Annotated in this window: 24 protein-coding genes; 10 read left to right on the forward strand and 14 right to left on the reverse strand. The window is 69.3% G+C overall.

The features are described 5' to 3' along the window. Positions 1 to 154 precede the first annotated feature (154 nt). Together U1T56_RS16625 and U1T56_RS16630 are read left to right on the forward strand one after the other, a co-directional pair. On the forward strand, positions 155 to 595 hold the full coding sequence (locus tag U1T56_RS16625; RefSeq protein WP_418160610.1) for a hypothetical protein: 441 nt from the start codon (positions 155 to 157) through the stop codon (positions 593 to 595). A gap of 194 nt (positions 596 to 789) precedes the next feature. After that, positions 790 to 1,335 (forward strand): low affinity iron permease family protein, encoded by a 546-nt coding sequence (locus U1T56_RS16630; protein WP_418160611.1) that lies wholly within the window; start codon positions 790 to 792, stop codon positions 1,333 to 1,335. 139 nt (positions 1,336 to 1,474) lie between these two features. On the opposite strand, the gene U1T56_RS16635 is transcribed toward U1T56_RS16630, so the two are convergent. After that, positions 1,475 to 2,113, reverse strand: a complete 639-nt coding sequence (locus U1T56_RS16635) for a rhomboid family intramembrane serine protease (protein ID WP_418160612.1) — start codon at positions 2,111 to 2,113, stop codon at positions 1,475 to 1,477. 79 nt (positions 2,114 to 2,192) lie between these two features. Continuing rightward, positions 2,193 to 2,822: a 3-isopropylmalate dehydratase small subunit gene (gene leuD / locus U1T56_RS16640; protein WP_418160613.1), complete on the reverse strand. Its 630-nt coding sequence runs from the start codon at positions 2,820 to 2,822 to the stop codon at positions 2,193 to 2,195. Positions 2,823 to 2,935: 113 nt separating this feature from the next. Here leuD and mgtA point away from each other — a divergent pair, with 113 nt between their 5' ends. After that, positions 2,936 to 5,539, forward strand: a complete 2,604-nt coding sequence (gene mgtA / locus U1T56_RS16645) for a magnesium-translocating P-type ATPase (protein WP_418160614.1) — start codon at positions 2,936 to 2,938, stop codon at positions 5,537 to 5,539. Further along, positions 5,536 to 6,198: a maleylacetoacetate isomerase gene (maiA, locus tag U1T56_RS16650; RefSeq protein WP_418160615.1), complete on the forward strand. Its 663-nt coding sequence runs from the start codon at positions 5,536 to 5,538 to the stop codon at positions 6,196 to 6,198. The genes mgtA and maiA overlap by 4 nt, the downstream gene beginning before the upstream one ends. A gap of 55 nt (positions 6,199 to 6,253) precedes the next feature. On the opposite strand, the gene leuC is transcribed toward maiA, so the two are convergent. The 7 genes from leuC to U1T56_RS16685 all read right to left on the reverse strand — a co-directional run bounded on the left by leuC (position 6,254) and on the right by U1T56_RS16685 (position 11,861). Beyond that, positions 6,254 to 7,660 (reverse strand): 3-isopropylmalate dehydratase large subunit, encoded by a 1,407-nt coding sequence (leuC, locus tag U1T56_RS16655; protein WP_418160616.1) that lies wholly within the window; start codon positions 7,658 to 7,660, stop codon positions 6,254 to 6,256. 37 nt (positions 7,661 to 7,697) lie between these two features. Next, positions 7,698 to 8,093, reverse strand: coding sequence for a 50S ribosomal protein L19 (gene rplS, locus U1T56_RS16660; protein ID WP_418160617.1), 396 nt, complete (start codon positions 8,091 to 8,093; stop codon positions 7,698 to 7,700). A gap of 56 nt (positions 8,094 to 8,149) precedes the next feature. Beyond that, positions 8,150 to 8,845 (reverse strand): tRNA (guanosine(37)-N1)-methyltransferase TrmD, encoded by a 696-nt coding sequence (gene trmD / locus U1T56_RS16665; protein ID WP_418160618.1) that lies wholly within the window; start codon positions 8,843 to 8,845, stop codon positions 8,150 to 8,152. After that, the gene (rimM, locus tag U1T56_RS16670; protein ID WP_418160619.1) at positions 8,842 to 9,390 is read right to left on the reverse strand and encodes a ribosome maturation factor RimM; all 549 of its coding nucleotides are present in this window, start codon (positions 9,388 to 9,390) and stop codon (positions 8,842 to 8,844) included. The genes trmD and rimM overlap by 4 nt, the downstream gene beginning before the upstream one ends. 22 nt (positions 9,391 to 9,412) lie before the next feature. After that, the gene (gene rpsP / locus U1T56_RS16675) at positions 9,413 to 9,745 is read right to left on the reverse strand and encodes a 30S ribosomal protein S16 (protein ID WP_418160620.1); all 333 of its coding nucleotides are present in this window, start codon (positions 9,743 to 9,745) and stop codon (positions 9,413 to 9,415) included. Positions 9,746 to 9,800: 55 nt separating this feature from the next. Continuing rightward, on the reverse strand, positions 9,801 to 11,153 hold the full coding sequence (gene ffh, locus U1T56_RS16680; RefSeq protein WP_418160621.1) for a signal recognition particle protein: 1,353 nt from the start codon (positions 11,151 to 11,153) through the stop codon (positions 9,801 to 9,803). Positions 11,154 to 11,309: 156 nt separating this feature from the next. Further along, the gene (locus U1T56_RS16685; RefSeq protein WP_418160622.1) at positions 11,310 to 11,861 is read right to left on the reverse strand and encodes a Uma2 family endonuclease; all 552 of its coding nucleotides are present in this window, start codon (positions 11,859 to 11,861) and stop codon (positions 11,310 to 11,312) included. Between the two features lie 306 nt (positions 11,862 to 12,167). Between U1T56_RS16685 and U1T56_RS16690 the strand changes: the two genes are divergently transcribed. From U1T56_RS16690 to U1T56_RS16715, 6 genes are all read left to right on the forward strand, one after another. Continuing rightward, on the forward strand, positions 12,168 to 13,256 hold the full coding sequence (locus U1T56_RS16690; protein WP_418160623.1) for a glycosyl hydrolase: 1,089 nt from the start codon (positions 12,168 to 12,170) through the stop codon (positions 13,254 to 13,256). Positions 13,257 to 13,323: 67 nt separating this feature from the next. After that, positions 13,324 to 14,163: a diaminopimelate epimerase gene (gene dapF / locus U1T56_RS16695; protein WP_418160624.1), complete on the forward strand. Its 840-nt coding sequence runs from the start codon at positions 13,324 to 13,326 to the stop codon at positions 14,161 to 14,163. Further along, a complete protein-coding gene (gene mtaB, locus U1T56_RS16700) occupies positions 14,150 to 15,427 on the forward strand; it encodes a tRNA (N(6)-L-threonylcarbamoyladenosine(37)-C(2))-methylthiotransferase MtaB (RefSeq protein WP_418160625.1) in 1,278 nt (425 codons plus the stop codon). Before dapF ends, mtaB begins: the two co-directional genes overlap by 14 nt. Before the next feature lie 45 nt (positions 15,428 to 15,472). Continuing rightward, positions 15,473 to 16,420: a signal recognition particle-docking protein FtsY gene (gene ftsY, locus U1T56_RS16705; protein WP_418160626.1), complete on the forward strand. Its 948-nt coding sequence runs from the start codon at positions 15,473 to 15,475 to the stop codon at positions 16,418 to 16,420. A 36-nt stretch (positions 16,421 to 16,456) separates the two neighbouring features. Then, positions 16,457 to 16,990, forward strand: coding sequence for an outer membrane lipid asymmetry maintenance protein MlaD (gene mlaD / locus U1T56_RS16710; protein ID WP_418160627.1), 534 nt, complete (start codon positions 16,457 to 16,459; stop codon positions 16,988 to 16,990). Next, a complete protein-coding gene (locus U1T56_RS16715) occupies positions 16,987 to 17,442 on the forward strand; it encodes a DUF2155 domain-containing protein (RefSeq protein WP_418160628.1) in 456 nt (151 codons plus the stop codon). Before mlaD ends, U1T56_RS16715 begins: the two co-directional genes overlap by 4 nt. Here the strand turns inward: U1T56_RS16715 and aat are convergent. The 5 genes from aat to U1T56_RS16740 all read right to left on the reverse strand — a co-directional run bounded on the left by aat (position 17,334) and on the right by U1T56_RS16740 (position 22,067). Next, a complete protein-coding gene (gene aat, locus U1T56_RS16720; RefSeq protein WP_418160629.1) occupies positions 17,334 to 18,041 on the reverse strand; it encodes a leucyl/phenylalanyl-tRNA--protein transferase in 708 nt (235 codons plus the stop codon). The two genes, U1T56_RS16715 and aat, sit on opposite strands and share 109 nt — an antisense overlap. A gap of 36 nt (positions 18,042 to 18,077) precedes the next feature. Further along, on the reverse strand, positions 18,078 to 19,424 hold the full coding sequence (gene accC, locus U1T56_RS16725) for an acetyl-CoA carboxylase biotin carboxylase subunit (RefSeq protein ID WP_418160630.1): 1,347 nt from the start codon (positions 19,422 to 19,424) through the stop codon (positions 18,078 to 18,080). A 16-nt stretch (positions 19,425 to 19,440) separates the two neighbouring features. Continuing rightward, complete coding sequence (gene accB, locus U1T56_RS16730) at positions 19,441 to 19,911, reverse strand: acetyl-CoA carboxylase biotin carboxyl carrier protein (RefSeq protein ID WP_418160631.1); 471 nt, start codon at positions 19,909 to 19,911, stop codon at positions 19,441 to 19,443. Between the two features lie 387 nt (positions 19,912 to 20,298). After that, a complete protein-coding gene (acuI, locus tag U1T56_RS16735; protein WP_418160632.1) occupies positions 20,299 to 21,294 on the reverse strand; it encodes an acrylyl-CoA reductase (NADPH) in 996 nt (331 codons plus the stop codon). After that, the gene (locus U1T56_RS16740; RefSeq protein WP_418160633.1) at positions 21,291 to 22,067 is read right to left on the reverse strand and encodes an arginyltransferase; all 777 of its coding nucleotides are present in this window, start codon (positions 22,065 to 22,067) and stop codon (positions 21,291 to 21,293) included. Before U1T56_RS16740 ends, acuI begins: the two co-directional genes overlap by 4 nt. Positions 22,068 to 22,152 lie beyond the last annotated feature (85 nt).

Below are 22,152 nucleotides of genomic sequence, written 5' to 3' on the forward strand. Positions count from 1 at the left end.
CCGCGCTCGTCGTCTCGAAGGGTACCAGAAGGTGGAGGCTCTCTAGCGTTCGGGCAGAGGAAAGGCAAACCCTCAGCCGTCGATCGTGCCTTGGCCCGAACGTGCGATGCCCGAACCAGCGGACATTGCACGCGGAAGTTTCGGTGGGATAGAGATGACGAGAACGCCACAACGAGGCGCATCCAGGCGTTCTGCCATTCTTTCCGGCGTGTTCGTCCTGCTCGTCGTCTCCTCCGTCCATGCCCAGCACCCGCAGCTGTGGAGCGACAGCTTCGTCCTTCCGTCGCCCCGGGCCACCTCGGCCACGCCAGCGCCCGCCGAGCCGCAGACGAGCGCACCGGGCACCACGCAGCGATGGGCGGACCCCGTCTACACCAAACGTCGGACGGATGCCGAAAATCAGGGGATCGTCGACCGGATGGTCGAGCGTGCCCGGCAGGATGCTCGCGCAGGGCGTGGTGTCGGGCTCGATCATCATGGCAACGCTGCAGCGCACCTGCCCGATCGGCTGTGGCAGGAGCACATGGCTCGCGACCGGGCCAACGAGGCATTCCAAGGCAACGAGGACGAGCATTACAGGCGCCGGAAATACTAGAGCGGCAATTGAGGCACGCCCGCCTGGATCATTCGTTTGCCTTGCGCGTTCCCGCAGCAGCATCGAGCGACCACGCTCGAGGTGACGCGCCCTCCTCGCCGGCAGCCGGCGAGGAGGGCACGACGAGGTGGATCGCGGTGGCCCGGACGGAAGCACCCGGACCGATGATGCCAGGGAACGGAGCGAGCCGCATCGTGCTGCGGCCGGAGCCGGCGGCGATGAAACTCCCGGCTCGTCATGTTCGTTTCAGTGAAGCTCGACCGTTCCTGCAGCCGAAGGAGAAGGTGGTGGGCACCCCGAACGAACTTTTCTCCCGGATCGCCAACTGGATTTCGCGACAAGCCGGCCGCTCCTACACTTTCATCCTGGCGATCGCGGTCGTCGTGGTCTGGGCTGCTACTGGACCCTTGTTCGGCTTCTCCGACACCTGGCAGCTCATCATCAACACCGGAACGACCATCGTCACGTTCCTCATGGTGTTCCTGATCCAGAACACCCAGAACCGGGACACCCAGGCCATTCAGCTCAAGCTCGACGAGCTGATCCGGGTCCACCGCGAGGCCCGCAACCGACTGCTCACGCTCGAGGACCTCACCGACGCCGAGCTCGACCAGGTGAAGGAGCGCTTCGCGCGCCTGGCGAGAAGGCATCCGCAGGCGGCGCCGCACCTGCACGACGCCAGGGAGAACCTCGAGGAGGTTGAGGAGTATTTCGAGCAAGCACAGGCGCAGATGCGCTGACGTGCGCCGCATCGGGCCGGGTGCCAGCTTCTCCCGCGGCGGGAGGGAAGCCGTTCCGGAACGCGGGACCGGCTGGGGGGTGACGAGGCTCGCCCTGCTCGTGGGCCTGCCCGGAGCAAGGGCTTTGGCGCTTCGCGCGTCAGCCCCGACGTCCGGCCCGGTCCGGAATCCGGCGACGCCCGCCGCCGTAGAGCCAGCCGGCGAGGAAGCCGCCGGCGTGGGCAGCGTAGGCGATCGGGCTGTCGTGGAAGAGCACGATCCCGACCAGGTTGAAGAGGATGAACAGAGCACCGTAAAGGTTCACCGCCTGGTCGAGATGACCGAACCCGCGATGCTCGCGGATCTGGCGCAAGGACCAGCCGATGAGGGCAGCCGCCGAGGCCGAGGCGCCGATGAGCGCGGCATCGCCGCCGGTCGCGATCTGCACCAGCGTGTGGGCGAGAGCGCCGGCGAAGGCACCCAGAAGAAGGACGAGAATCAAGGCGGCCGAGCCGAGACGGCGCTCCACGAGCGGCCCCAGGATGACGATGCCGAGCAGATTGCCTAAAAGATGCATGAAGCCGGCATGGAGCAAACCGTAGGTGGCCGCACCCGTGACCCAGCGCACCGGTCCGGCGAAGGGGTCGAAGGCAAGATAGTAGAACGCGACGAAGCGCAGATCCGGTACCAGGCTCGCGAGGAAGCCCAGGAGGAGCACGGCCGCCACGAGCCTGGTCGTGGGCGGCAGGTTGAGGATGGGCGGCTGTCGGCGCCCGTTCCCGAGCGGGCGCCGGATCATGGGCATAAAACTCCTCGGTGCCGCGGACCGATGCCGGTCACGCGGGCGGCCGGACGACAGGTCCTCGGTGGCCCGCCGGTCAGGCGGCGGCCTCGCCGCGGTAGAGCCAAGGCGCGCGCATGCGCTGGGCCGCCTCGAAGCGGTCGATCTTCTCGCTCTGCTGCAGGGTGAGGCCGATCTCGTCGAGGCCGTTCAGGAGCTTCTCGCGATGCGCGGGATCGAGCTCGAAATGGATCGGCTCGTTGCCGGTCGGGCGGTCGATGACGTGGTGCTCGAGGTCGACCGTGAAGGTGGGGTCGGCCGCGACGCTGGCCTCGTGGATCAAAAGATCGACCTCGTCCTTGTTGAGCACGATCGGCAGGATGCCGTTCTTGAAGCAGTTGTTGTAGAAGATGTCGGCGAAGCTGGGAGCGATGATGCAGCGGATGCCGAAGTCGAGGAGCGCCCAGGGCGCGTGCTCGCGCGAGCTGCCGCAGCCGAAGTTCTGGCCGGTGATCAGGATCTGGGCCCGGCGGTAAGGCTCCTTGTTCAGAACGAAGTCGGGATTCTCCGAGCCGTCCGGCAGGTAGCGCAACGATTCGAACAGGCCGACACCGAGGCCGGTGCGCTTGATCGTCTTCAGCCACTTGGCCGGGATGATCTGGTCGGTGTCGACGTTGACCATTGGCAGAGGCGCGGCGATGCCGGTGAGCTTCGTGAACGGCTGCATGGGGCGGGACTCGTCAGGATCGATCGAACCTCGGCCTTGTGCCCGGCTTGCAGGCATTTGTCCAGATCGGGCACTGTCGAGGCCCTCATACCGAGCCTGTGGGGAACGGGGCCATGACGCTGTCGGCGAGTCTGCACGCCGCCCGACCGGGAGGCGGGAAGCCGTCCTCGTCCGGAGACGGCGAGGCGTTCTGGAACCGGCCGCTCGCCGCCCTTATGGAGGGCCTCGGAGCGACGTCCAGAGGCCTCACGAGCGCCGAGGCCGAGGCGCGCCTCGAGCGCTTCGGCCCGAACGATGCGCTCTCGCGGCCGGCACGGTCGCTCTGGCTACGGTTCCTGGCCCGGTTCGGCAATCCTCTGATCCTCATCCTCCTGTTCGCGAGCGCACTCTCGGCGGCGAGCGGCGAGACCCTGAGCTTCGTGCTCGTGGTCACCATCGTGCTCATGAGCGTCGTGCTCGACTTCGTGCAGGAGGTGCGGGCCGAAGGTGCCGTGGAGGCGCTGCGGCGTTCCGTGGCGCTCACCGCGAAGGTGCTGCGGGACGGTACCGAGGCAGTGCAGCCGGTGGACCGGCTGGTGCCGGGCGACGTCGTCCGGCTTGCGGCCGGGGACGTCGTGCCGGCCGACGGCCGGCTGCTCGAGGCGCACGACCTGTTCGTGAACCAAGCGCTTCTCACGGGCGAGCCCTATCCTGTGGCGAAGCAGGCCGGTGACCTCGCCGTACCAGCCCCGGATCCGACGGCCGCCCTCAACGCACTCTTCATGGGTACCTCGGTCATCAGCGGCACCGGGCTGGTCCTCGTCTGCCGCACCGGGCGCGACACCGCGCTGGGTGGCCTCGCCGGCGCCCTCGCCGCCCAGCGCCCGCCCGACGCGTTCGAGATCGGCATCCGCCGCTTCGGCTTCTTGATGCTGCGGCTCACCGTGTTCCTCGTCCTGTTCGTGCTCGTGGTGAACGTGCTGTTCGACCGGCCGTGGCTCGAATCCCTGATGTTCGCGCTGGCGCTGGCGGTGGGCCTGACGCCCGAGCTCCTGCCCATGGTCGTCACGGTGACGCTCGCGGGTGGTGCCCGACGGATGGCGCGACGCCGGGTGATCGTGAAGCGGCTCGCCGCCATCCACGATCTCGGCGCCATGGACGTGCTCTGCACCGACAAGACCGGGACGCTGACCGAGGCGCGGATCCGTCTCGTCCGCCACCTCGACGCTCGCGGGGAGGAGAGCGAGCGCGTCTTCCGGCTCGCCTACCTCAACAGCGCCTTCGAGAGCGGGATCAGGAGCCCGCTCGACGAGGCCGTGCTCGAGCACGGGCAGATGGACCTTTCGGGCTGGCGCAAGCTCGACGAGGTGCCGTTCGACTTCGAGCGCCGGCGGGTTTCGGTGCTGATCGAGGGCGAGGAGGGACGCCTTCTGATCGTGAAAGGAGCGCCCGAGGACGTGATCCGGCTCTCGAGCCGCTACGAGGCCGGGCCCGGCTCGGTGCTGCCGCTGGACGGAGGGGCGCACAGGATGCTGCTAGAGCAGTTCGAGCGGTTGGGCGAGGAGGGCTTTCGCGTGCTCGGGATCGCCTCGCGCAGTGTGGGCCCGGAGCACGGAACCGCGCACGTCCCGGACGAGAGCGAGCTCGTGTTCGCGGGCTTCGCCGTGTTCCTCGACCCGCCCAAGGCGGACGCCGCGGCGGCGATCGAGGCGCTCGCGGCCTCCGGCGTCGCGGTGAAGATCTTGACCGGGGACAACGAGCGGGTGACGCGGCACGTCTGCGGCGAGCTGGGGGTGAGCGTGCTCGGCGTGATCACGGGCGAGGAGCTGGCACGGATGAGTGACGAGGCGCTCTTCGCCCGGCTGCCTGCGGTGAACCTGTTCTGCCGGGTGACGCCGCAGCAGAAGCGGCGCGTGCTCCTGGCCCTGAAGCGTCGCGGCCACGTCGCGGGCTTTCTCGGCGACGGGATCAACGACGCCTCGGCGCTGCACGCGGCCGATGTCGGGATCTCGGTGGACAGCGCCGCCGATGTGGCGAAGCAGGCGGCCGACCTCGTGCTGCTGGCGCACGACCTCGGCGTGGTCCATGCCGGCATCCTCGAGGGGCGGCGGACGGTCGAGAACGTCACCAAGTACATCCTGATGGGGAGCAGCTCCAACTTCGGCAACATGTTCAGCATGGCCGGTGCCGCCCTGTTCCTGCCGTTCCTGCCGATGCTGCCGATCCAGGTGCTCTTGAACAACCTGCTCTACGACGGCTCGGAGCTGGGCGTGCCGCTCGACCGGGTGGACGCGGAAGCACTGGCGCGGCCGGTGCGCTGGGACTTCAGGCTGATCGAGCGCTTCATGCTGGTGCTGGGGCCGGTGAGCTCGCTCTTCGACTTTTTGACCTTCGCTGCCCTCTGGTGGCTGTTCGGCGCCGGGGAGACGCTGTTCCAGACCGGCTGGTTCGTGGAATCGCTGGCGACACAGGTGCTCGTGATCCTCGTCATCCGTACCCGCGGCGCGCCCTGGCGCAGCCGGCCGCATGGGCTGCTGCTGGGACTGTCCCTCGGCATCGCGGCCTTCGGCGCCGTCCTGCCGCTGACGCCCTTGGGCGGGCTGTTCGGCTTCGTGCCGCCGCCGCCTCGGTTCTATCTGTTCCTGGCGGCGGCCGTGCCGGCCTATCTGGCGCTGGTCGAAGCGGTGAAGCGCTGGTTCTATCGCCGCCTGGCACCGGCAGCGGGGACGACGGCATGAGGCTCTACGACTTCTGGAGCAGCTCGGCGGCCTATCGGGTGCGGATAGCGCTCGGACTCAAGGGGCTGGCTTACGAGCGGGTGGTGATCAGCCGGCTGAACGGCGTCGAGGACCCGGGCTATTACGCCGTCAACCCGCAAGGCTTCGTGCCGACGCTCGAAGTGGCGGGGCGAAGGTTCATCCAGTCGCTCGCGATCCTGGAATGGCTCGAGGAGCGCCATCCCACGCCGCCGCTGCTGCCGACGACGCCCGAGGATAGGGCGCGGGTGAGAGCGCTCATGGGCGTGATCGCCTGCGACATCCAGCCCTTGAACAACCAGCGCGTGCAGGACGCGCTCTTGCGCGAGTTCGGGCTCGATGCGGCGGGCCTGCGGCGCTGGTACGAGCGCTGGATCGGGGAAGGGTTCGCGGCTCTCGAGCGGCTCTTGGCGGAGAGCCTCGAGACCGGCCCGTTCTGCCATGGCGAGACGCCGACGCTCGCGGACGTGTGCCTCGTGCCGCAGGTGTTCAACGCACGGCGCTGGGGGTGCGATCTGGCATCCTATCCGACCATCCGCCGGATCGATGCCGCCTGCTGCGAGCTGCCGGCGTTCCGGAACGCGGCACCCGAACGGCAGGCGGAGCGTCCGGAAGAGGAAGCTTCGGGCCGCCCGGCGTGATCGGGCGGAGGCCCGCGGCGAGAACCAGGAGCGATCCTCGCCGCGGGTCGGTTCCTCAGACCAGCTTGCGAACGTCCGCGAGGTGGCCCGTGAGCGCCGCGGCCGCGGCCATGGCCGGAGAGAGCAGGTGGGTGCGGCCGCCCTTGCCCTGCCGGCCCTCGAAGTTGCGGTTGCTGGTCGAGGCGCAGCGCTCGCCGGGCTTGAGCTGGTCCGGGTTCATGCCGAGGCACATCGAGCAGCCGGCCTCGCGCCACTCGAACCCGGCCTCCTTGAAGATCCGGTCCAGGCCCTCGGCCTCGGCCTGCTGCTTCACGAGGCCCGAGCCCGGCACGATCATGGCGCGGACCGAGGGTGCCACCCGCTTGCCCGCGACCAGCTTCGCCACCGTGCGCAGATCCTCGATCCGGCCGTTGGTGCAGGAGCCGATGAAAACCGTGTCGATCTTGATCTGCTCCATGGGCGTACCGGGCTCGAGGCCCATGTACTGCAGCGCCCGCTCCATGGCCTTGCGACGGTTCTCGTCGGCGACCGACCTCGGGTCGGGCACAGCGCCCGTGATCGGCACCACGTCCTGGGGCGAGGTGCCCCAGGTGACCTGGGGCTCGATGGTGGCGGCGTCGAGGTGCACCTCGGTGTCGAAGCGCGCCCCCTCGTCGGTCGGCAGCGTGCGCCACGAGGCGACGGCCTTCTCCCAGGCCTCGCCCTTGGGTGCCATCGGTCGACCCTCGAAGTAGCGGATCGTCTTCTCGTCGGGCGCGATCAGGCCGGCGCGGGCCCCCGCCTCGATCGACATGTTGCAGACGGTCATCCGGCCCTCCATCGAGAGGCCGCGGATGACGCTGCCGGCGTACTCGATCACGTAGCCGGTGCCGCCGGCGGTGCCGATCTTGCCGATGATGGCGAGGATCACGTCCTTGGCGGTGCAGCCCACCGGCAGCTCGCCCTCGACGCTGATCCGCATGGTCCTCGGGCGCTTCTGCACGAGCGTCTGGGTCGCCAGCACGTGCTCGACTTCGGAGGTGCCGATGCCGAAGGCGAGCGCCCCGAAGGCGCCATGGGTGCTGGTGTGGCTGTCGCCGCAGACGATCGTGGTGCCGGGCAGCGTGAAGCCCTGTTCCGGCCCGATGACGTGCACGATGCCCTGGCGGACGTCGCGCATGCCGAAGAGCTGGATGCCGAACTCCTTGCAGTTCTGCTCGAGCGTCTCGACCTGGATGCGCGAGGTCTCGTCGGCGATCGGCTCGGAGCGGTCGCTGGTCGGCACGTTGTGGTCGGGTACGGCCAGGGTGGCGTCGGGCCGGCGCACCTTGCGGCCGGTCATCCGCAGGCCCTCGAAAGCCTGCGGGCTCGTCACCTCGTGGACGAGGTGGCGGTCGATGTAGAGGAGGCAGGTGCCGTCGGGCAGCTCGTCGACGACGTGCGATTCCCAGATCTTGTCGAACAGCGTGCGGGCCTCGGTCATGGCGCCCATCCTCCTCAACCTCGTCCTCTCGCCGGCCTCACTCTTCCGCGGCCACGGGCTTCGCCTCGGCGCGCTCTTCCCGGCGCTCCACGATGCGGGCCGCCTTGCCGGTGCGGCCGCGCAGATAATAGAGCTTCGCCCGGCGCACGCGACCGCGACGGACGACCTCGATGCTGTCGATGCGGGGGCTATAGAGCGGGAACACGCGCTCGACACCCTCGCCGTAGGAGATCTTGCGGACGGTAAAGGCCGAGTTGATGCCGCGGTTGCGGCGCGCGATGCACACGCCCTCGAAGGCCTGCACGCGCTCGCGGTTGCCCTCGATCACCTTGACGTTCACGCGCAGCGTGTCGCCGGGCTTGAAATCGGGGATGGCCCGTTCCGCGAGCAGGCGGTCCATCTGCTCCTTCTCGAGCTCTTGGATCAGGTTCATCGCTTCGTCCTCATCTTCTGACCCCGCCGCCGAGCCTTGGGGCCGCTCGTTGCTTCCTAGCCAGAGGTCCCGATCAGATCCGGCCGCCGGGACTTGGTGATCGAGAGCGCCTGCTCGCGTCGCCAGGCGTCGATCTTGGCATGGTGGCCCGAGAGCAGAATCTCGGGCACCGCGCGCCCCTCCCACACCTGCGGCCGGGTGTAGTGGGGGTATTCCAGAAGCCCGCTCGCGAAGCTCTCCTCCTTGAGCGAAGCCTCGTCGCCGATCACACCGGGCAGGAGCCGCACGCAGGCGTCGATCAGCGCCATGGCCGCGAGCTCGCCGCCCGAGAGCACGAAGTCACCGATCGAGACCTCGAGAAAGCCTCTCGCCTCGATCACGCGATGGTCCACACCCTCATAGCGGCCACACAGGAGCACGACGCCGGGCCCCTTGGCCAGGTCCTGCGCCATGGCCTGACGCAGAGGCACGCCGCGCGGGCTCAGGTAGACGAGAGGGCCCGGAGCACCCTCCTGGACCGCATGATCGACCGCCTTCGCCACGATGTCAGGGCGCATCACCATGCCGGCACCGCCGCCGAAGGGCGTGTCGTCGACGGTCTGGTGACGATCGCTCGTGAAGTCGCGGATGTTGACGGTCTCGAGCCGCCACAGATCCCGCTGCAGCGCCTTGCCCGCGAGCGAATGGCCCAAGGGCCCCGGGAACATCTCGGGAAAGATGGTGAGCACGGTCGCGGTCCAGGGTCGGGTCACGACTCCGCCTCCGCCTCGTCCCCACCACCGGCCTCGACCGCCTCCGGCAGCACGATCCGGACGACCCCTTTCGCGAGGTCGACCGTGGGCACCACCGCGCGCGTGAACGGCACCAGCTCCTGCTTCCCGTCCGCGCCCGTGATCTCGAGCACGTCGCCGGCACCGAAGTCGAACACGGCCGAGACCTCGCCGATCGGCCGGCCGCTCGCGTCCTCGGCCACGAGGCCGATCAGGTCCTCGTGGTAGAACTCGTCCTCCGCCGGCTCGGGCAGCTTCGATCGCGGCACGTAGAGGCGCATGCCGCGCAGCGCCAGGGCGGCATCGCGGTCGCCGATACCTTCGGCCATCGCGATCACGCCGCCGTTCGTGCGGCCGACGATGCGGATCTCGAACAGCCGGTTGCCTTGCTCGTCGTGCAAGGGGCCATAGGCCGCGACGTTCTCGGGCGCTTCCGTGAAGCAGCGCAGCTTCAGGGCGCCGCGCACGCCGTGCGCGGTTGCCACCTGCGCCACGCATACCATGGGCTCGCCCCTGCCACCGGCCATCGCCTGCCGTCCACCCGATGGCTCAGGCCGCGCTCTCGGTCTGCTGCTTTTTGGCCGCGATCTCGGCGGCACGTTTGCCGGTGCCGCGATGGCGCGTCGCACCCGGCAGGATGCCTGCCTTGTCGAGGAAGCGGGCGACGCGGTCGCTCACCTGCGCGCCCTGGCCCAGCCAGTAGCGCACGCGCTCCTCGTTGAGCACGACGCGGTTCTCGGCCTCGCTCGGCAGGAGCGGGTTGTAGGTGCCGAGCTTCTCGAGGAAGCGGCCGTCGCGCGGGCTGCGGGAATCCGCGGCCACGATCCGGTAGAAGGGACGCTTCTTGGCGCCGCCGCGCGCCAGACGAATACGAACCGCCATGACTGGTCCAATGCTCCTTTGATGTCGCTTCTTGCCGCTTCGCCGCGAAGGTGCCTCACCGCGGGAACAGGCCGGGCGGCAAGCCCCGGCCGAAAAGGTTCTGCAGGCCGCCCATCTTCTTCATCCGCTTCATCATGTCCTGCATCTGCCGGTGCTGCTTCAGCAGGCGGTTGACGTCCTGCACCGTGGTACCGGAGCCGGCAGCGATGCGGCGCTTCCTGGAGGCGTTGATGAGGTCGGCGTTGCGGCGCTCGGCCGGCGTCATCGAATCGATGATGGCGCACTGGCGCACGAGCAGCTTCTCGTCGATGTTGGCTTCCTCGAGCTGCTTTTGCACCTTCTGGATGCCGGGCAGCTTGCCGAGGATGCCCTTCATGCCGCCCATCTTGCGCATCTGCTGGAGCTGGGTGCGCAGGTCGGAAAGGTCGAAGCTGCCCTTGGCGAGTTTCTTCGCGAGCTTTTCGGCCTCGTCCCGGTCGACGACCTCGGCCGCCTTCTCGACCAGGGAGACGACGTCGCCCATGTCGAGGATGCGGGACGCGATCCGCTCGGGGTGGAAGGGCTCGAGCGCGTCGAGCTTCTCGCCCGTGCCGACGAGCTTGATCGGCTGGCCGGTGACGTGGCGCATGCTGAGCGCGGCACCGCCACGGGCGTCGCCGTCCATGCGGGTGAGGACGATGCCGGTGATGCCGATCCGCTCGTGGAAGATCCGCGCGGTGTTGACGGCATCCTGGCCGGTGAGCGCGTCGGCGACGAGGAGGGTCTCGCTGGGCCTGGCGAGATCGCGGACGGCCGCGAGCTCCTCCATCAGCGCGTCGTCGATGGAGAGGCGGCCGGCGGTGTCGAGGATCAGGACGTCGTAGCCCTCGCGGCGCGCGGTATCGAGCGCGCGCCGCGTGATGTCGAGGGCGCCCTGGCCGGGGATGATCGGCAGGCTCGCGACCTCGCTCTGCCTCGCCAGCACCTCGAGCTGGGTCTGGGCTGCCGGCCGCTGCGTGTCGAGCGAGGCGAGGAGAACCTTCCTGCGCTCCCTCGAGCGCAGGCGCCGGGCGAGCTTGGCGCTGGTCGTGGTCTTGCCCGAGCCCTGCAGGCCCGCCATCAGCACGACCGCGGGCGGACTGCCCAGCCTGAGCTCGCTCGATTCGCTGCCGAGGATGGCGACGAGCTCGTCGTGGACGATCTTCACCACCATCTGGCCGGGGGTGATGCTCTTGATCACCTCCTGGCCGACGGCGCGCTCGCGCACCTTCGCCACGAAGTCCTTGACCACGGGCAGCGCCACGTCGGCCTCGAGGAGAGCTATGCGGATCTCCCGCATCGCCTCGGCGACGTCGGATTCGCTCAGGGCGCCACGCCGCTTGAGGCGGTCGAAGACACCGGTGAGGCGGGTGGTCAGGCTCTCGAACATGAACGCTCAAACGCGCGCTTGACACCGCCGCCTGTTCGGAGGTGCCGGGCGCGCTCCATCTCCTGGCCTTGACGTAAGGCGCCGCGGTGGCGACGCAAGCCCGAAGCTTCTGAAGCGGTGGCCTGCGAAAGTCAAGTCCGGCGCGCGTTCTCGGAGCTACAGCCCCAGCGGCTCGTAGATCTCGTCGAGCGGGATCGGCGAGCCCGTGACGCGCAGCGGCAGCTCCGCCGAACCGATATGGTCCTTGATCGACCAGTTGTCACCCACGCGCTGCCACAGCTCGCACCAACGCTGGTCGAAGCGCACCAAGAGAATCTCGTCCACGCTCGGGATCGAGCGGTAGAAGGCGAGCTTGCCGGTCAGGTCGTGCTTCTGGGTGGAGCGGGAGAGGATCTCGACCACCAGCCGCGGCTCCTCGACCCAGTGCTCCCGGCTGGGTGTGCAGGACACGGCGAGGTCGGGGACACGGTAGTTGAGATTGTCGCCGGGGAGCACGGCACTGCCGGCGGCATAGACGCCGCAGCCACGGGGAAGGCGACGCTCGAGCGCCACCCCGATGACGGCCACCAGGCGCGCGTGCGGCGCCATGGGTGGGTTCATCGCCACGAGCTCGCCGTTCACCAGCTCGTAGCGTGTGTCGCTGCCGTCGTCCCACCGCAAGAACTCGGCCAGGGTCATCGATTCGGTCTGCTGCACCGGCTTGCCCATCGCGACCTCGCTCTCCTGTCGGCAGCGAGCTTAGCGCAGCGCCGCGATCGCGGCACGCCCCTCCGTGGCCGCCTCCACGAGGTGCTGCCGCTGCGACTCGGGCGCGCACCTGTGGCAGAGATGCTCGCGCAAAACTTGGGAAAGAACGGATCTGCAACAAAGAGTGTGGCAGATTCAAGTCACCTTTTGGTTGATAAAACTATCCCATTCACCGGCATGACGCGATAAAAATGACCCAACCGCCGCGACGATGCGGGGCGGCGGGAGGAAACGTCCAAGCAAGAACGTCACTGCGGGAAAGAAACAATGGCGATCACCCCCTCGGGCAAGCCGCAGCGCTCGTGGCGCGCTCTGGCTTCCGGTCTCGTCTCCGTCCTGGCGCTCGCCGGCACCGCCGCGCTCGCTGCCGAAGGAGATCCCGACCAGGGGCTCCGGCCGGCGGCAGCCGGTCCGCAGGCGGAGGCCGCCGCGGTCACGAAGGCCGTCTGGGGCGGCCTGCGCTCGGGCCTGCCATGGGCGTCGGGTGCTTCCAGCGGCGCTTTCCTCCTCGAGAGCCTGCGCGGCCGGCCGCTCGACGTCGGTACGACCTACACCAACCGCAGAGGAAGCTGGGCGGACATGGTCCAGAGCGCCGGCAACATCAAGACGGTGACGCGCTACGGCCTGCCGGTGATCGGCATGGGGCTGTTCCCGGACGCCTATCGCGGTCAGCACGCCCAGTGCGCCGGCGGCGCCTTCGACGGCTACATGCGGCAGATCGGCGCGAAGCTGGTCGCGAGCGGCGGCGCTCGCGCCGTGATCCGGCTGGGCTGGGAATTCAACTTCGTCAACAAGTATTCCTGGGCCGTCACCGGCACGGACGCGATCTCGGCAGGCAACTGGAAGAACTGCTTCCGCCGCTGGGTGCAGAACCTGCGCACCACCCCCGGCCAGGCCTTCACCATCGTCTGGAACGCCGCCACCGAGGGTACCCATCCCGATGTCGACATGCTCTATCCGGGCAGCGAGTACGTCGACGTGATCGGGACGCAGTATTACGATCGTTGTCCGCCCGCGACGACCGAGGCGCTCTGGCAGGCGCGCTACAACAAGCGAACCAGGTCCGGCGCCCCTGCCGGGCTCGGCACCTGGCTCGCCTACGCCAAGGCCAAAGGCAAGCGGCTCGCGATTCCGGAGTGGGGCATCGGCGGGCCCAGGAACGCCTGCCCCAGGCCCGGTATCGACAATCCGTTCTTCATCCGCAAGATGGCCGAGTTCTTGCGCGCCAACGCCGCCTCGATCGCGTTCGAGGCCTACTTCAACGGTGACGGCACGCCCGGTGTTCCCGGCTCGCACAAGCTGTCGCCCGCGACCTACAACCCGCAGTCCTCGGCGGTGTACCGGTCGCTGTGGTGAGCCGGTGCCGGCTCCGGACGGCACGGCCCGGTTGCGCTGCGCCTTCGGGCCGTCTATCCGGAGCGGCATGTCACCCATTGCCTTCCTCAAGATGCACGGCTGCGGCAACGACTTTGTCGTGCTGGACGCGCGAAGAGCGCCGCTCGCCCTGACCCCGGCACAGGTGCGACGGATCGCGGACCGGCACCGGGGGGTCGGCTGCGACCAGCTCGTCCTGCTCGAGCCCGCGGCCGATGCCGACGTCCGGCTGCGCTTTCTCAACAGCGACGGCAGCGAGTCGGGTGCCTGCGGCAACGGCACGCGTTGCGCCGCGCGCCTTCTGTTCGAGGAGGGAGCGCAGGGGCCGCTCTCGATCGTCGTGGGCGAGCGGCGCCTGGTCGCGGAGCGGCTCGCGGACGGCCGGATCGCGGTCGCGATGGGCGAGCCGCGCTTCGACTGGCGGCAGATCCCGCTGGCCGAGCCCTGCGACACGAAAGCCCTGCCGATCGCGGTCGAGGGCCTGCCGCGGCCGGTCGCCGTGAGCATGGGCAACCCGCATGCGGTGTTTTTCGTGCGCGATCTCGCCAGCCTCGACGTGCCGCGGCTGGGCGCCCTGCTCGAACGCCATCCGCTCTTCCCGGAGCGGGCCAATATCGGCTTCGCGCAAGCGCTCGCGCCCGGCCGGTTCCGGCTCAGGGTGTTCGAGCGCGGAGCCGGGCTCACGCTCGCCTGCGGCAGCGGAGCGTGCGCCGCGATGGTGGCGGCACGCCGGCTCGGGCTTGCGGGCGACACGGCCGAACTCATCTTGGATGGTGGCACGCTCGAGATCCGCTGGCCGGGCAACGGGTCCGTCGTCATGATCGGACCGGCCGCGCAGGTCTTCTCGGGCACGCTCGACCCAGAGCTTCTGAACGATGGCGCAGACTGACGAGATCGAGGTCATCACCTTCGGCTGTCGGCTCAACACCTTCGAATCGGAGGTGATCCGGCGCCACGCGGGAGCCGCGGCGCTGAAGGATGCCGTGATCGTCCACACTTGCGCCGTCACGGCCGAGGCCGAGCGGCAGGCACGCCAGACCATCCGCCGGCTGCGTCGCGAGCGGCCTTCGGCCCGGATCATCGTCACGGGCTGCAGCGTGCAGGTGAGCTCGGGCGCCTACGCCGCCATGGCAGAGGTCGACCATGTCGTCGGCAACGCCGAGAAGCTCAAGCCCGAGACCTGGCGGGAGCTCGCGAGCGCGACCGACACGGCCCCGCGGATCCGGGTCGGCGACATCATGACGGTGGGCGAGACCGCGCACCATCTCGTGGACGGGCTGGATGGCCGCACCCGCGCCTTCCTGCAGGTGCAGCAGGGCTGCGATCACCGCTGCACCTTCTGCATCATCCCTTACGGTCGAGGGCCGAGCCGGAGCGTGCCCCTGCCCGTGATCGCCGAGCAGGCGCGGACCCTGGTCGCGGCCGGCTACCGCGAGATCGTGGTGACGGGGGTGGACATCACCTCCTACGGCAAGGACTTGCCGGGACAGCCGACGCTGGGTGCCATGCTGAAGGGCCTGCTCGAGGAGGTGCCGGAGCTCTCGAGGCTGCGCCTGTCCTCGATCGATCCGGCCGAGATCGATGACGACCTTCGCGACCTCGTGGCCGAGGAGCCGCGGCTCATGCCGCACCTGCATCTTTCCGTGCAGGCCGGTGACGATCTCGTCCTGAAGCGCATGAAGCGACGCCATCTGCGCCGGCACGTGCTCGAGGTCACGGCCGATTTGCGGCGCCTGCGGCCCGACATCGTGTTCGGCGCCGACCTGATCGCGGGCTTTCCGACCGAGGACGAGGCGATGTTCCGGAACACGCTCGACCTCGTCGACGAGGCCGGGCTCACCTTCCTCCACGTCTTTCCCTATTCGGCGCGGGTCGGCACGCCCGCCGCGCGCATGCCGCAGGTGCCGAAGGAAGTGCGTAAACAGCGGGCGGCGCGGCTGCGCGAGAAGGGAGAGGCGGCGCTCGACCGATTTCTGCGCGCCCAGCTCGGGCAGCGGCGCCGGGCGCTCATGGAGCGCCACGATACCGGCCACACCGATCATTTCGCGCCGGTGCGCCTCGCCGCCGGCAGCCCCCCCCTGCCCGCCGGCACCATCGCGGAGCTGACGCTCGAGGCCGTGGCCGATGGGGTCCTGCTCGGCCGGCCGGCTTAGGCCGGGGTTGCTTTCGCCGAATACTTCCTGTCTATTCCGCGGCAAATGATCGGCACCGGGAAACAAGGCTGGTTCAGCCGGCTCAAGGCCGGCCTGTCGCGCTCCTCGAGCAGCCTCAAGGAGCAGATCGCGCACGTCGTCGCGCGCAAGAAGCTCGACGCCGAGACGCTGGAGGAGCTCGAGGAGGCCCTGATCATGGCCGACCTCGGGGTCGACACCGCCGCCGTCCTGGTCAAGGCCGTGGCCAAGGACCGGTTCGGCAAGGAGGTGACCGACACCGAGGTCCGCGAAGCCCTCGCCGCGGCGATCGCGAAGGAGCTCGAGCCCGTGGCCGAGGCTCTGCCGCATCGCGCCCGCTTCAAGCCGCAGGTGGTGCTGGTGTGCGGCGTGAACGGCACCGGCAAGACCACGACCATCGGCAAGCTCGCGAACCAGGCCGTGTCCGCCGGGCTCAAGGTGGTGCTCGCCGCCTGCGACACGTTCCGCGCGGCGGCGGTCGAGCAGCTCCAGATCTGGGGCCAGCGGAACGGTGTTCCCGTCATCCGCGGCAAGGAGGGGGCGGATCCCGCCGGCCTCGCCTACGACGCGCTCGAGCAGGCGCGGGCGCAGGGTGCGGATCTCCTCATGATCGACACGGCCGGGCGCCTGCACAACAAGCAGGCGCTCATGGACGAGCTCAGGAAGATCATCCGGGTGCTGAAGAAGCTCGATCCCGAAGCACCGCACGACGTCGTCCTCGTGCTCGATGCCACCACGGGCCAAAACGCGCACAACCAGGTCGAGATCTTCAAGAGCATGGTCGACGTCACCGGGCTCATCGTGACCAAGCTCGACGGCACCGCGAAGGGCGGGGTGGTGGTGGCGCTCGCCCGCCGTTTCGGCTTGCCGATCCATGCGATCGGCGTCGGTGAGAGGATCGACGATCTGCGCTCGTTCGAGGCTACCGCGTTCGCGCGAGCGCTACTCGGGCTCGAATCGCACAAGCAGGCCTGAGTCCGACCCCAACGAGCTGCGTCAGAGGCTAGCCGGATGTCACGCAACATCATCGAGACCGTGCTGGGCGCCGTCGTGCTCCTGGTGGCAGCCGGCTTCCTGTTCTGGGCCTACGGGCGCAGCGACGCCGGCGATCCGGGCGGCTACACGCTTCGGGCCAAGTTCGAGCGGATCGACGGGCTCGAGGTCGGCGGCGACGTCAGGATCTCGGGCATCAAGGTCGGACGCGTGCTGAGCGAGCGGCTCGACCCGCAGAGCTTCCGCGCGGAAGTCACTTTCAGCGTCAAGAAGGGGATCGAGGTTCCCGCCGACAGCTCGGCCGCGATCGTGAGCAGCGGGCTTTTGGGTGGCAAGTATCTCTCGCTGGTGCCAGGCGGCGACGAGCGCGTCCTGAAGGACGGCGAGGAGGTAACCCTCACCCAGTCCGCGGTCAATCTCGAGGACCTGATCGGGCGCTACATCTTCAGCCAGGGCCAGGGGGCCGCCGCCCAGCAGAGCGGGCAGGGGACGCCGCCGGGACAGGGCGGGGCCACCGCGGCACCCGCGGCCCCGGGCGGATCGCCCCGGTGAGCCGCCGTGCCGGAGCGATGGCGGCGCTGGCCGGGATCGTGCTCGCGAGCCTGCCGGTGCGGGCCGACGGTCCGATCCTGCCGCACCGGATGGCGGTGCTGCAGGGGCTCGACAAGATCACCGCACGGACCACGGTGATCCGGGCGAGGGTCGACGAGGAGGTCGCCTTCGGCACGCTGCGCATCAAGGCTCGCGCCTGCCTCACCACGCCGCCGACCGAGCCGCCCGAGAGCGCTGCTTTCCTGGAGATCCGGGCGGTGGAGCCGGACGGCTCGCTCGAGCCCGCCTTCTCGGGCTGGATGTTCGCTTCCAGCCCCTCGATCTCCGCCCTCGAGCATCCGGTCTACGACGTCTGGGTGATCGAGTGCGCGGAGCCCTTGGAGCCGCCCCCGGAAGCAGCGCCCGAGCGCGGCTCCGTCCCGCCGCCCACGAGCGACGGCCAGAACGGGTAGGGCTCGGTCGGGAAGCGGGCGACGAGCGGCAGGGCGCGGCGCAGCCGGTTCATGTACTCGACCCGGCTGATCTCGATGGCGCCGAAGCGCTGCAGGTGCTCGGTGATGAACTGGGTGTCGAGGAGCACGAAGCCGCTCGCGCGCAGGCGGGCGACCAGCTCCACGAGCGCCGCCTTGCTGGCGTCGGTCACACGCGAGAACATGCTCTCGCCGAAGAAGGCACCCCCGAGCTTGACGCCGTAGAGGCCGCCGACGAGCCGACCGTCCTGCCAGGTCTCCACGCTGTGGGCGTGGCCGCGCCGGTGAAGGTCCACGTAGAGCTCGATGAGCTCGGGATTGAGCCAGGTGCGCGGCCGGTCGGGCGTGGGCTCGGCGCAGGCACGTATGACGGCCGGAAAGTCGGCGTCGGTCCGGAACTGGAACCGGCCGCGCCGCAGCGCCTTCCCGAGGCTTCGCGGCACGTGGAAGCCGTCGAGCGGGATGATTCCGCGCCGGCGCGGCTCGATCCAGTGAATCGTGGCATCGTGGTAATCGTTGGCCATCGGGAACATCCCGATGGCGTAGGCGCTGAGCAGGAAATCGGGCGTCAGCCCCAGCAAGGCTCGCCCCCGGCGTGCCGCTGCAGCACCCCCACGTCAGGTGCTCCAGCCGGCGAGGAAGCGGCCGAGCCAGCCCGTGTCGAACTCGCCACTCCTGACGTCGTCCGTGGCGAAGATCGCCTGGTGCAAAGGCACACTCGACGGGATGCCGTCGATCACGACCTCGTCGAGGCAGCGCTCGAGCCGGCGGATGCAGGCAGCACGGTCGACGTCGTGGACGATGAGCTTCGCGATCAGGCTGTCGTAAAACGGCGGGACCGTGTAGCCGGCATAGAGTGCCGAATCCATCCGCACACCAGGGCCGCCCGGCGCGTGGTAGGTCGTGACCTTGCCGGGAGACGGCATCAGCGTGCGCGGGTCCTCGGCGTTGATCCGGACCTCGATCGCGTGGCCCTGGAAGCGCACGTCCTTCTGCGCGAAGCTCAGCCGGTTGCCGGCGGCAATGGCGATCTGCTCGCGCACGAGGTCGATGCCGGTGACGAGCTCGGTCACGGGATGCTCGACCTGGAGGCGCGTGTTCATCTCGATGAAGTAGAACTGGCCGTCCTCGTAGAGGAACTCGACCGTGCCGAGGCTGCGGTAGCCAAGCTTCTTCAAGGCGTTGGCGACGAGGCTGCCCATGCGCTCGCGCGTGGCGGCATCGATCACGGGCGAGGGTGCCTCCTCGACCAGCTTCTGGTGCCGCCGCTGCAAGGAGCAGTCGCGCTCGCCCAGGTGCACGACGTTGCCCTTGCCATCGCCGACGATCTGGATCTCGATGTGGCGCGGCCGCTCGAGGAACTTCTCGACATAGACGCGGTCGTCGCCGAAGCCGGCCTGGGCCTCGGTGCGGGCCATGCGCATCGATTCGGCGAGCTGCTCGGGAGCGCGCACCACGGTCATGCCGCGCCCACCGCCGCCTGCCACCGCCTTGATGAGGACGGGAAAGCCGATCGCGTGCGCGAGCTCGATCGCCTGCGCCTCGTTGCTCACCGGCCCGTCGCTGCCGGGCACGGTGGGGATTCCCAGCTCCTTTGCGGTGGCCTTGGCCACGATCTTGTCGCCCATAAGCCGGATGTGCTCGGGTGAGGGGCCGATGAAGGTGAAGCCGTGCTCCTCCACCATCTGGGCGAAGTCGGCGTTCTCGGAGAGGAAGCCGTAGCCCGGATGGATCGCGTCGGCCCCGGTGATCTCGGCCGCAGCCAGGATCGCCACCGGGTTGAGATAGCTCTCGGACGCCTTGGGCGGGCCGATGCACACGCTCTCGTCGGCAAGGCGCACGTGCATGGCCGAGGCGTCGGCGGTGGAGTGCACCGCCACGGTGGCGATGCCCATCTCGCGGCAGGCGCGCAGGATGCGGAGCGCCACCTCGCCGCGGTTCGCAATCAGGACCTTCTGGAACACGGTCGGCCCCGCCCGGCTATTCGATGATCAGAAGTGGCTCGCCGTACTCGACGGGGGCCGCGTTGGTGGCGAAGATCCGGCTGACGCGGCCCGCGCGGGGAGCGCGGATGGCGTTCATGACCTTCATGGCCTCGATGATGAGCAGGGTCTGGCCTTCCTTCACCATGTCGCCGACCTTGACGAAGGGCGGGGCCGAGGGCTCGGGTGCCAGATAGACGGTACCCACCATCGGCGAGGTGATGGTGCCGGGGTGCGCGGCATCGGCGGCTGGCGCGCTCTCGACCGCAGCCGGCGCCATGGCCGCGGGTGCCGCGGCGGTTGGCGTCGGCATGGAAGCGGCATGGTGCACGTGCTCCACCGCGGATAGCTGCTTGGCGACACGGATCCTCGTGTCGGCCTGGCTGATCTCGATCTCGGTGAGGCCGGTGCGCGCCAGGAGCTCGGCCAGCTTCTCGATGTAGGCGGTGTCGATCTCGACCTTAGGCATCGTGCTCGATCGTCCGGTTTCGCCCCTCGGGCAGGGGCCGCTGGCCGGGGCAGGGCGGCCATGGGCGAATAGGGTGTGGGACAAGCGCCCGGGCATCGGCATGGAGGGCAGCCGCCGGAGCGGCGCGATGCCCGATCCGGAGCGGGCCGGCGCCGCCGGTCCCGGGCCGACACCAGCCCGGACGCTGACGGCTCGGCCCGTTCGGGGCGGAAACCCTGGGCGACATCATGTTCGACGCTTCACCACGTGCGTGACGGCGCGGCGGCCTGGCCGGAGCCGGTAGTTGGGAAGAGGCCGGACGGGCCGGCGGGCCGGATCCGAGGCGCGGGGGCTTATAGCACAGTCCCGCCTCCCTGCAACGTGATGGGAGCCGGAGCACGGCTTCGCTCACGCTCGCGTGTCGACCACGATGCGGCCGCGCACTGCACCCTTCAGGAAGTCGGGTGCCACCCGCGGCACGTCGGCGAGCCCGATCCGCGTCACCATGCCCGCAAGCAGGTCCGGATCGAGGTCGCTCGCCAGCCGCGTCCACACCGCCCCCCGCCGCTCGGCCGGGTAGTAGACGGAATCGACACCGATCAGCCGCACGCCGCGCAGGATGAACGGGAACACGGTACCGTTGAAGTTCGCACCGCCGGCGAGCCCGCAGGCCGCGACCACGCCCCGATACTGCATGCCCTTGAGGAGGTTCACGAGCGTGTCGCCGCCGACCGTGTCGATCGCTCCGGCCCAGCGGGCGGAATCGAGCGGCGCCTTCGAGCCTTCCGCGAACTGCCGCCGGTCCACGACCGCGGCGGCACCCAGCCGCTTCAGATAGTCGGCGAGCGCCGCCCGGCCGGTCGATGCCACCACCTCGAAGCCGCGCTTCGCGAGGAGCGGGATGGCGACGCTGCCGACACCGCCGGCCGCTCCGGTAACCACGATCTCGCCCTGCTCGGGTGTCACCCCCTGCTCCTCCAGCGCCATGACGCAGAGCATGGCGGTGAAGCCGGCCGTGCCGATCGCCATGGCCTGCTCGAGGGAAAGGCCTTCCGGACGGGGCAGGAGCCAGTCCGCCTTGACGCGGGCCTTCCGAGCGAGCCCGCCCCAATGGCGCTCGCCCACCCCCCAGCCGGTCAGGATCACCTCGTCGCCCGGCTCGAAGCGGGGATGCTCGGAGCGGCTCACCGTCCCGGCGAAATCGATGCCGGGCACGAACGGGAACTGCCGGACGATCTTGCCCGCTCCCGTGATCGCGAGCGCGTCTTTGTAGTTCAGGGTCGAGAAGGCGACATCGACCAGCACATCGCCGGGCGGCAGATTCTCCACCGGCAGATCGGCGAGGCGGGCGGTGGTTCTGCCGTCGGCCTGCTCGAGCAGAACCGCCTTGAAGGTCTCGCTCATGGGGCACCTCGTTTCTTGGTGACGGCCTCGGGCCAGGTCGGCCGCTGTGCTTCGCCTGCCGGGGAGAGCGAGCGCCAGACGGGGCCATCCAGCTGCTCCAGAGGCGTGAAACGGGCTTTGTAGGCCATCTTCCGGCTCTCGGCGATCCAGTAGCCGAGATAGACGTAGGGCAGGCCCAAAGCCCGGGCACGCTCGACGTGCCAGAGGATGATGAAGGTGCCGAGCGAGCGCGGCTCGGCCTCGGGCGCGAAGAACTTGTAGACGCCGGAGAGGCCGGAGCGCAGCCGGTCGGTGAGGCTGACCCCCACGAGCTCGCCCGCGGCGTCGCGGAACTCGACCACCCTGGTCGTGGCCGGTGCCATCTCGACCATCTCGCGGTAGGCCTCGCGGTCCATCCGCGCCATACCGCCGTCGCGATGCCGGTGCTGCAGGTAGCGCTGGAACAGCGCGAACTGCTCGTCCGTGCTCTGCGCCGGCAGTTCCTGCCAGACGAGGTCGGCGTTGTGCTTGAGCACGCGGCGGAAGCTGCGGCTCGGGCTGAAGGACGCGACCACGATCCGCACCGGGACACAGGCCCGGCAGCCGGGGCAGACCGGTTTGTAGAGGAAGCCCTGCGAGCGGCGAAAGCCGGTTTCGGTCAGAAGATCGAGCCGGTCGCCGTCCTCCTCGACCAGCGCCACCAGACGACGCTCCTGCCGGTCGGGCAGATAGGGGCAGGGTGCGAGGTCGGTCGTGTAGAACCGGTGGACGCGTGGCGGCTCCGCGGGGCTCATTGCGGCTGGAGAGGGTTCGGGCTTGTCGTCGGGATCCATGGCTTCCGCCAGCGCCAGCGGTAGAGGCCCTACATGCGTCATTCGC

It is taken from the genome of Benzoatithermus flavus (assembly GCF_037908215.1).
GTDB lineage: Bacteria > Pseudomonadota > Alphaproteobacteria > Geminicoccales > Geminicoccaceae > Benzoatithermus > Benzoatithermus flavus.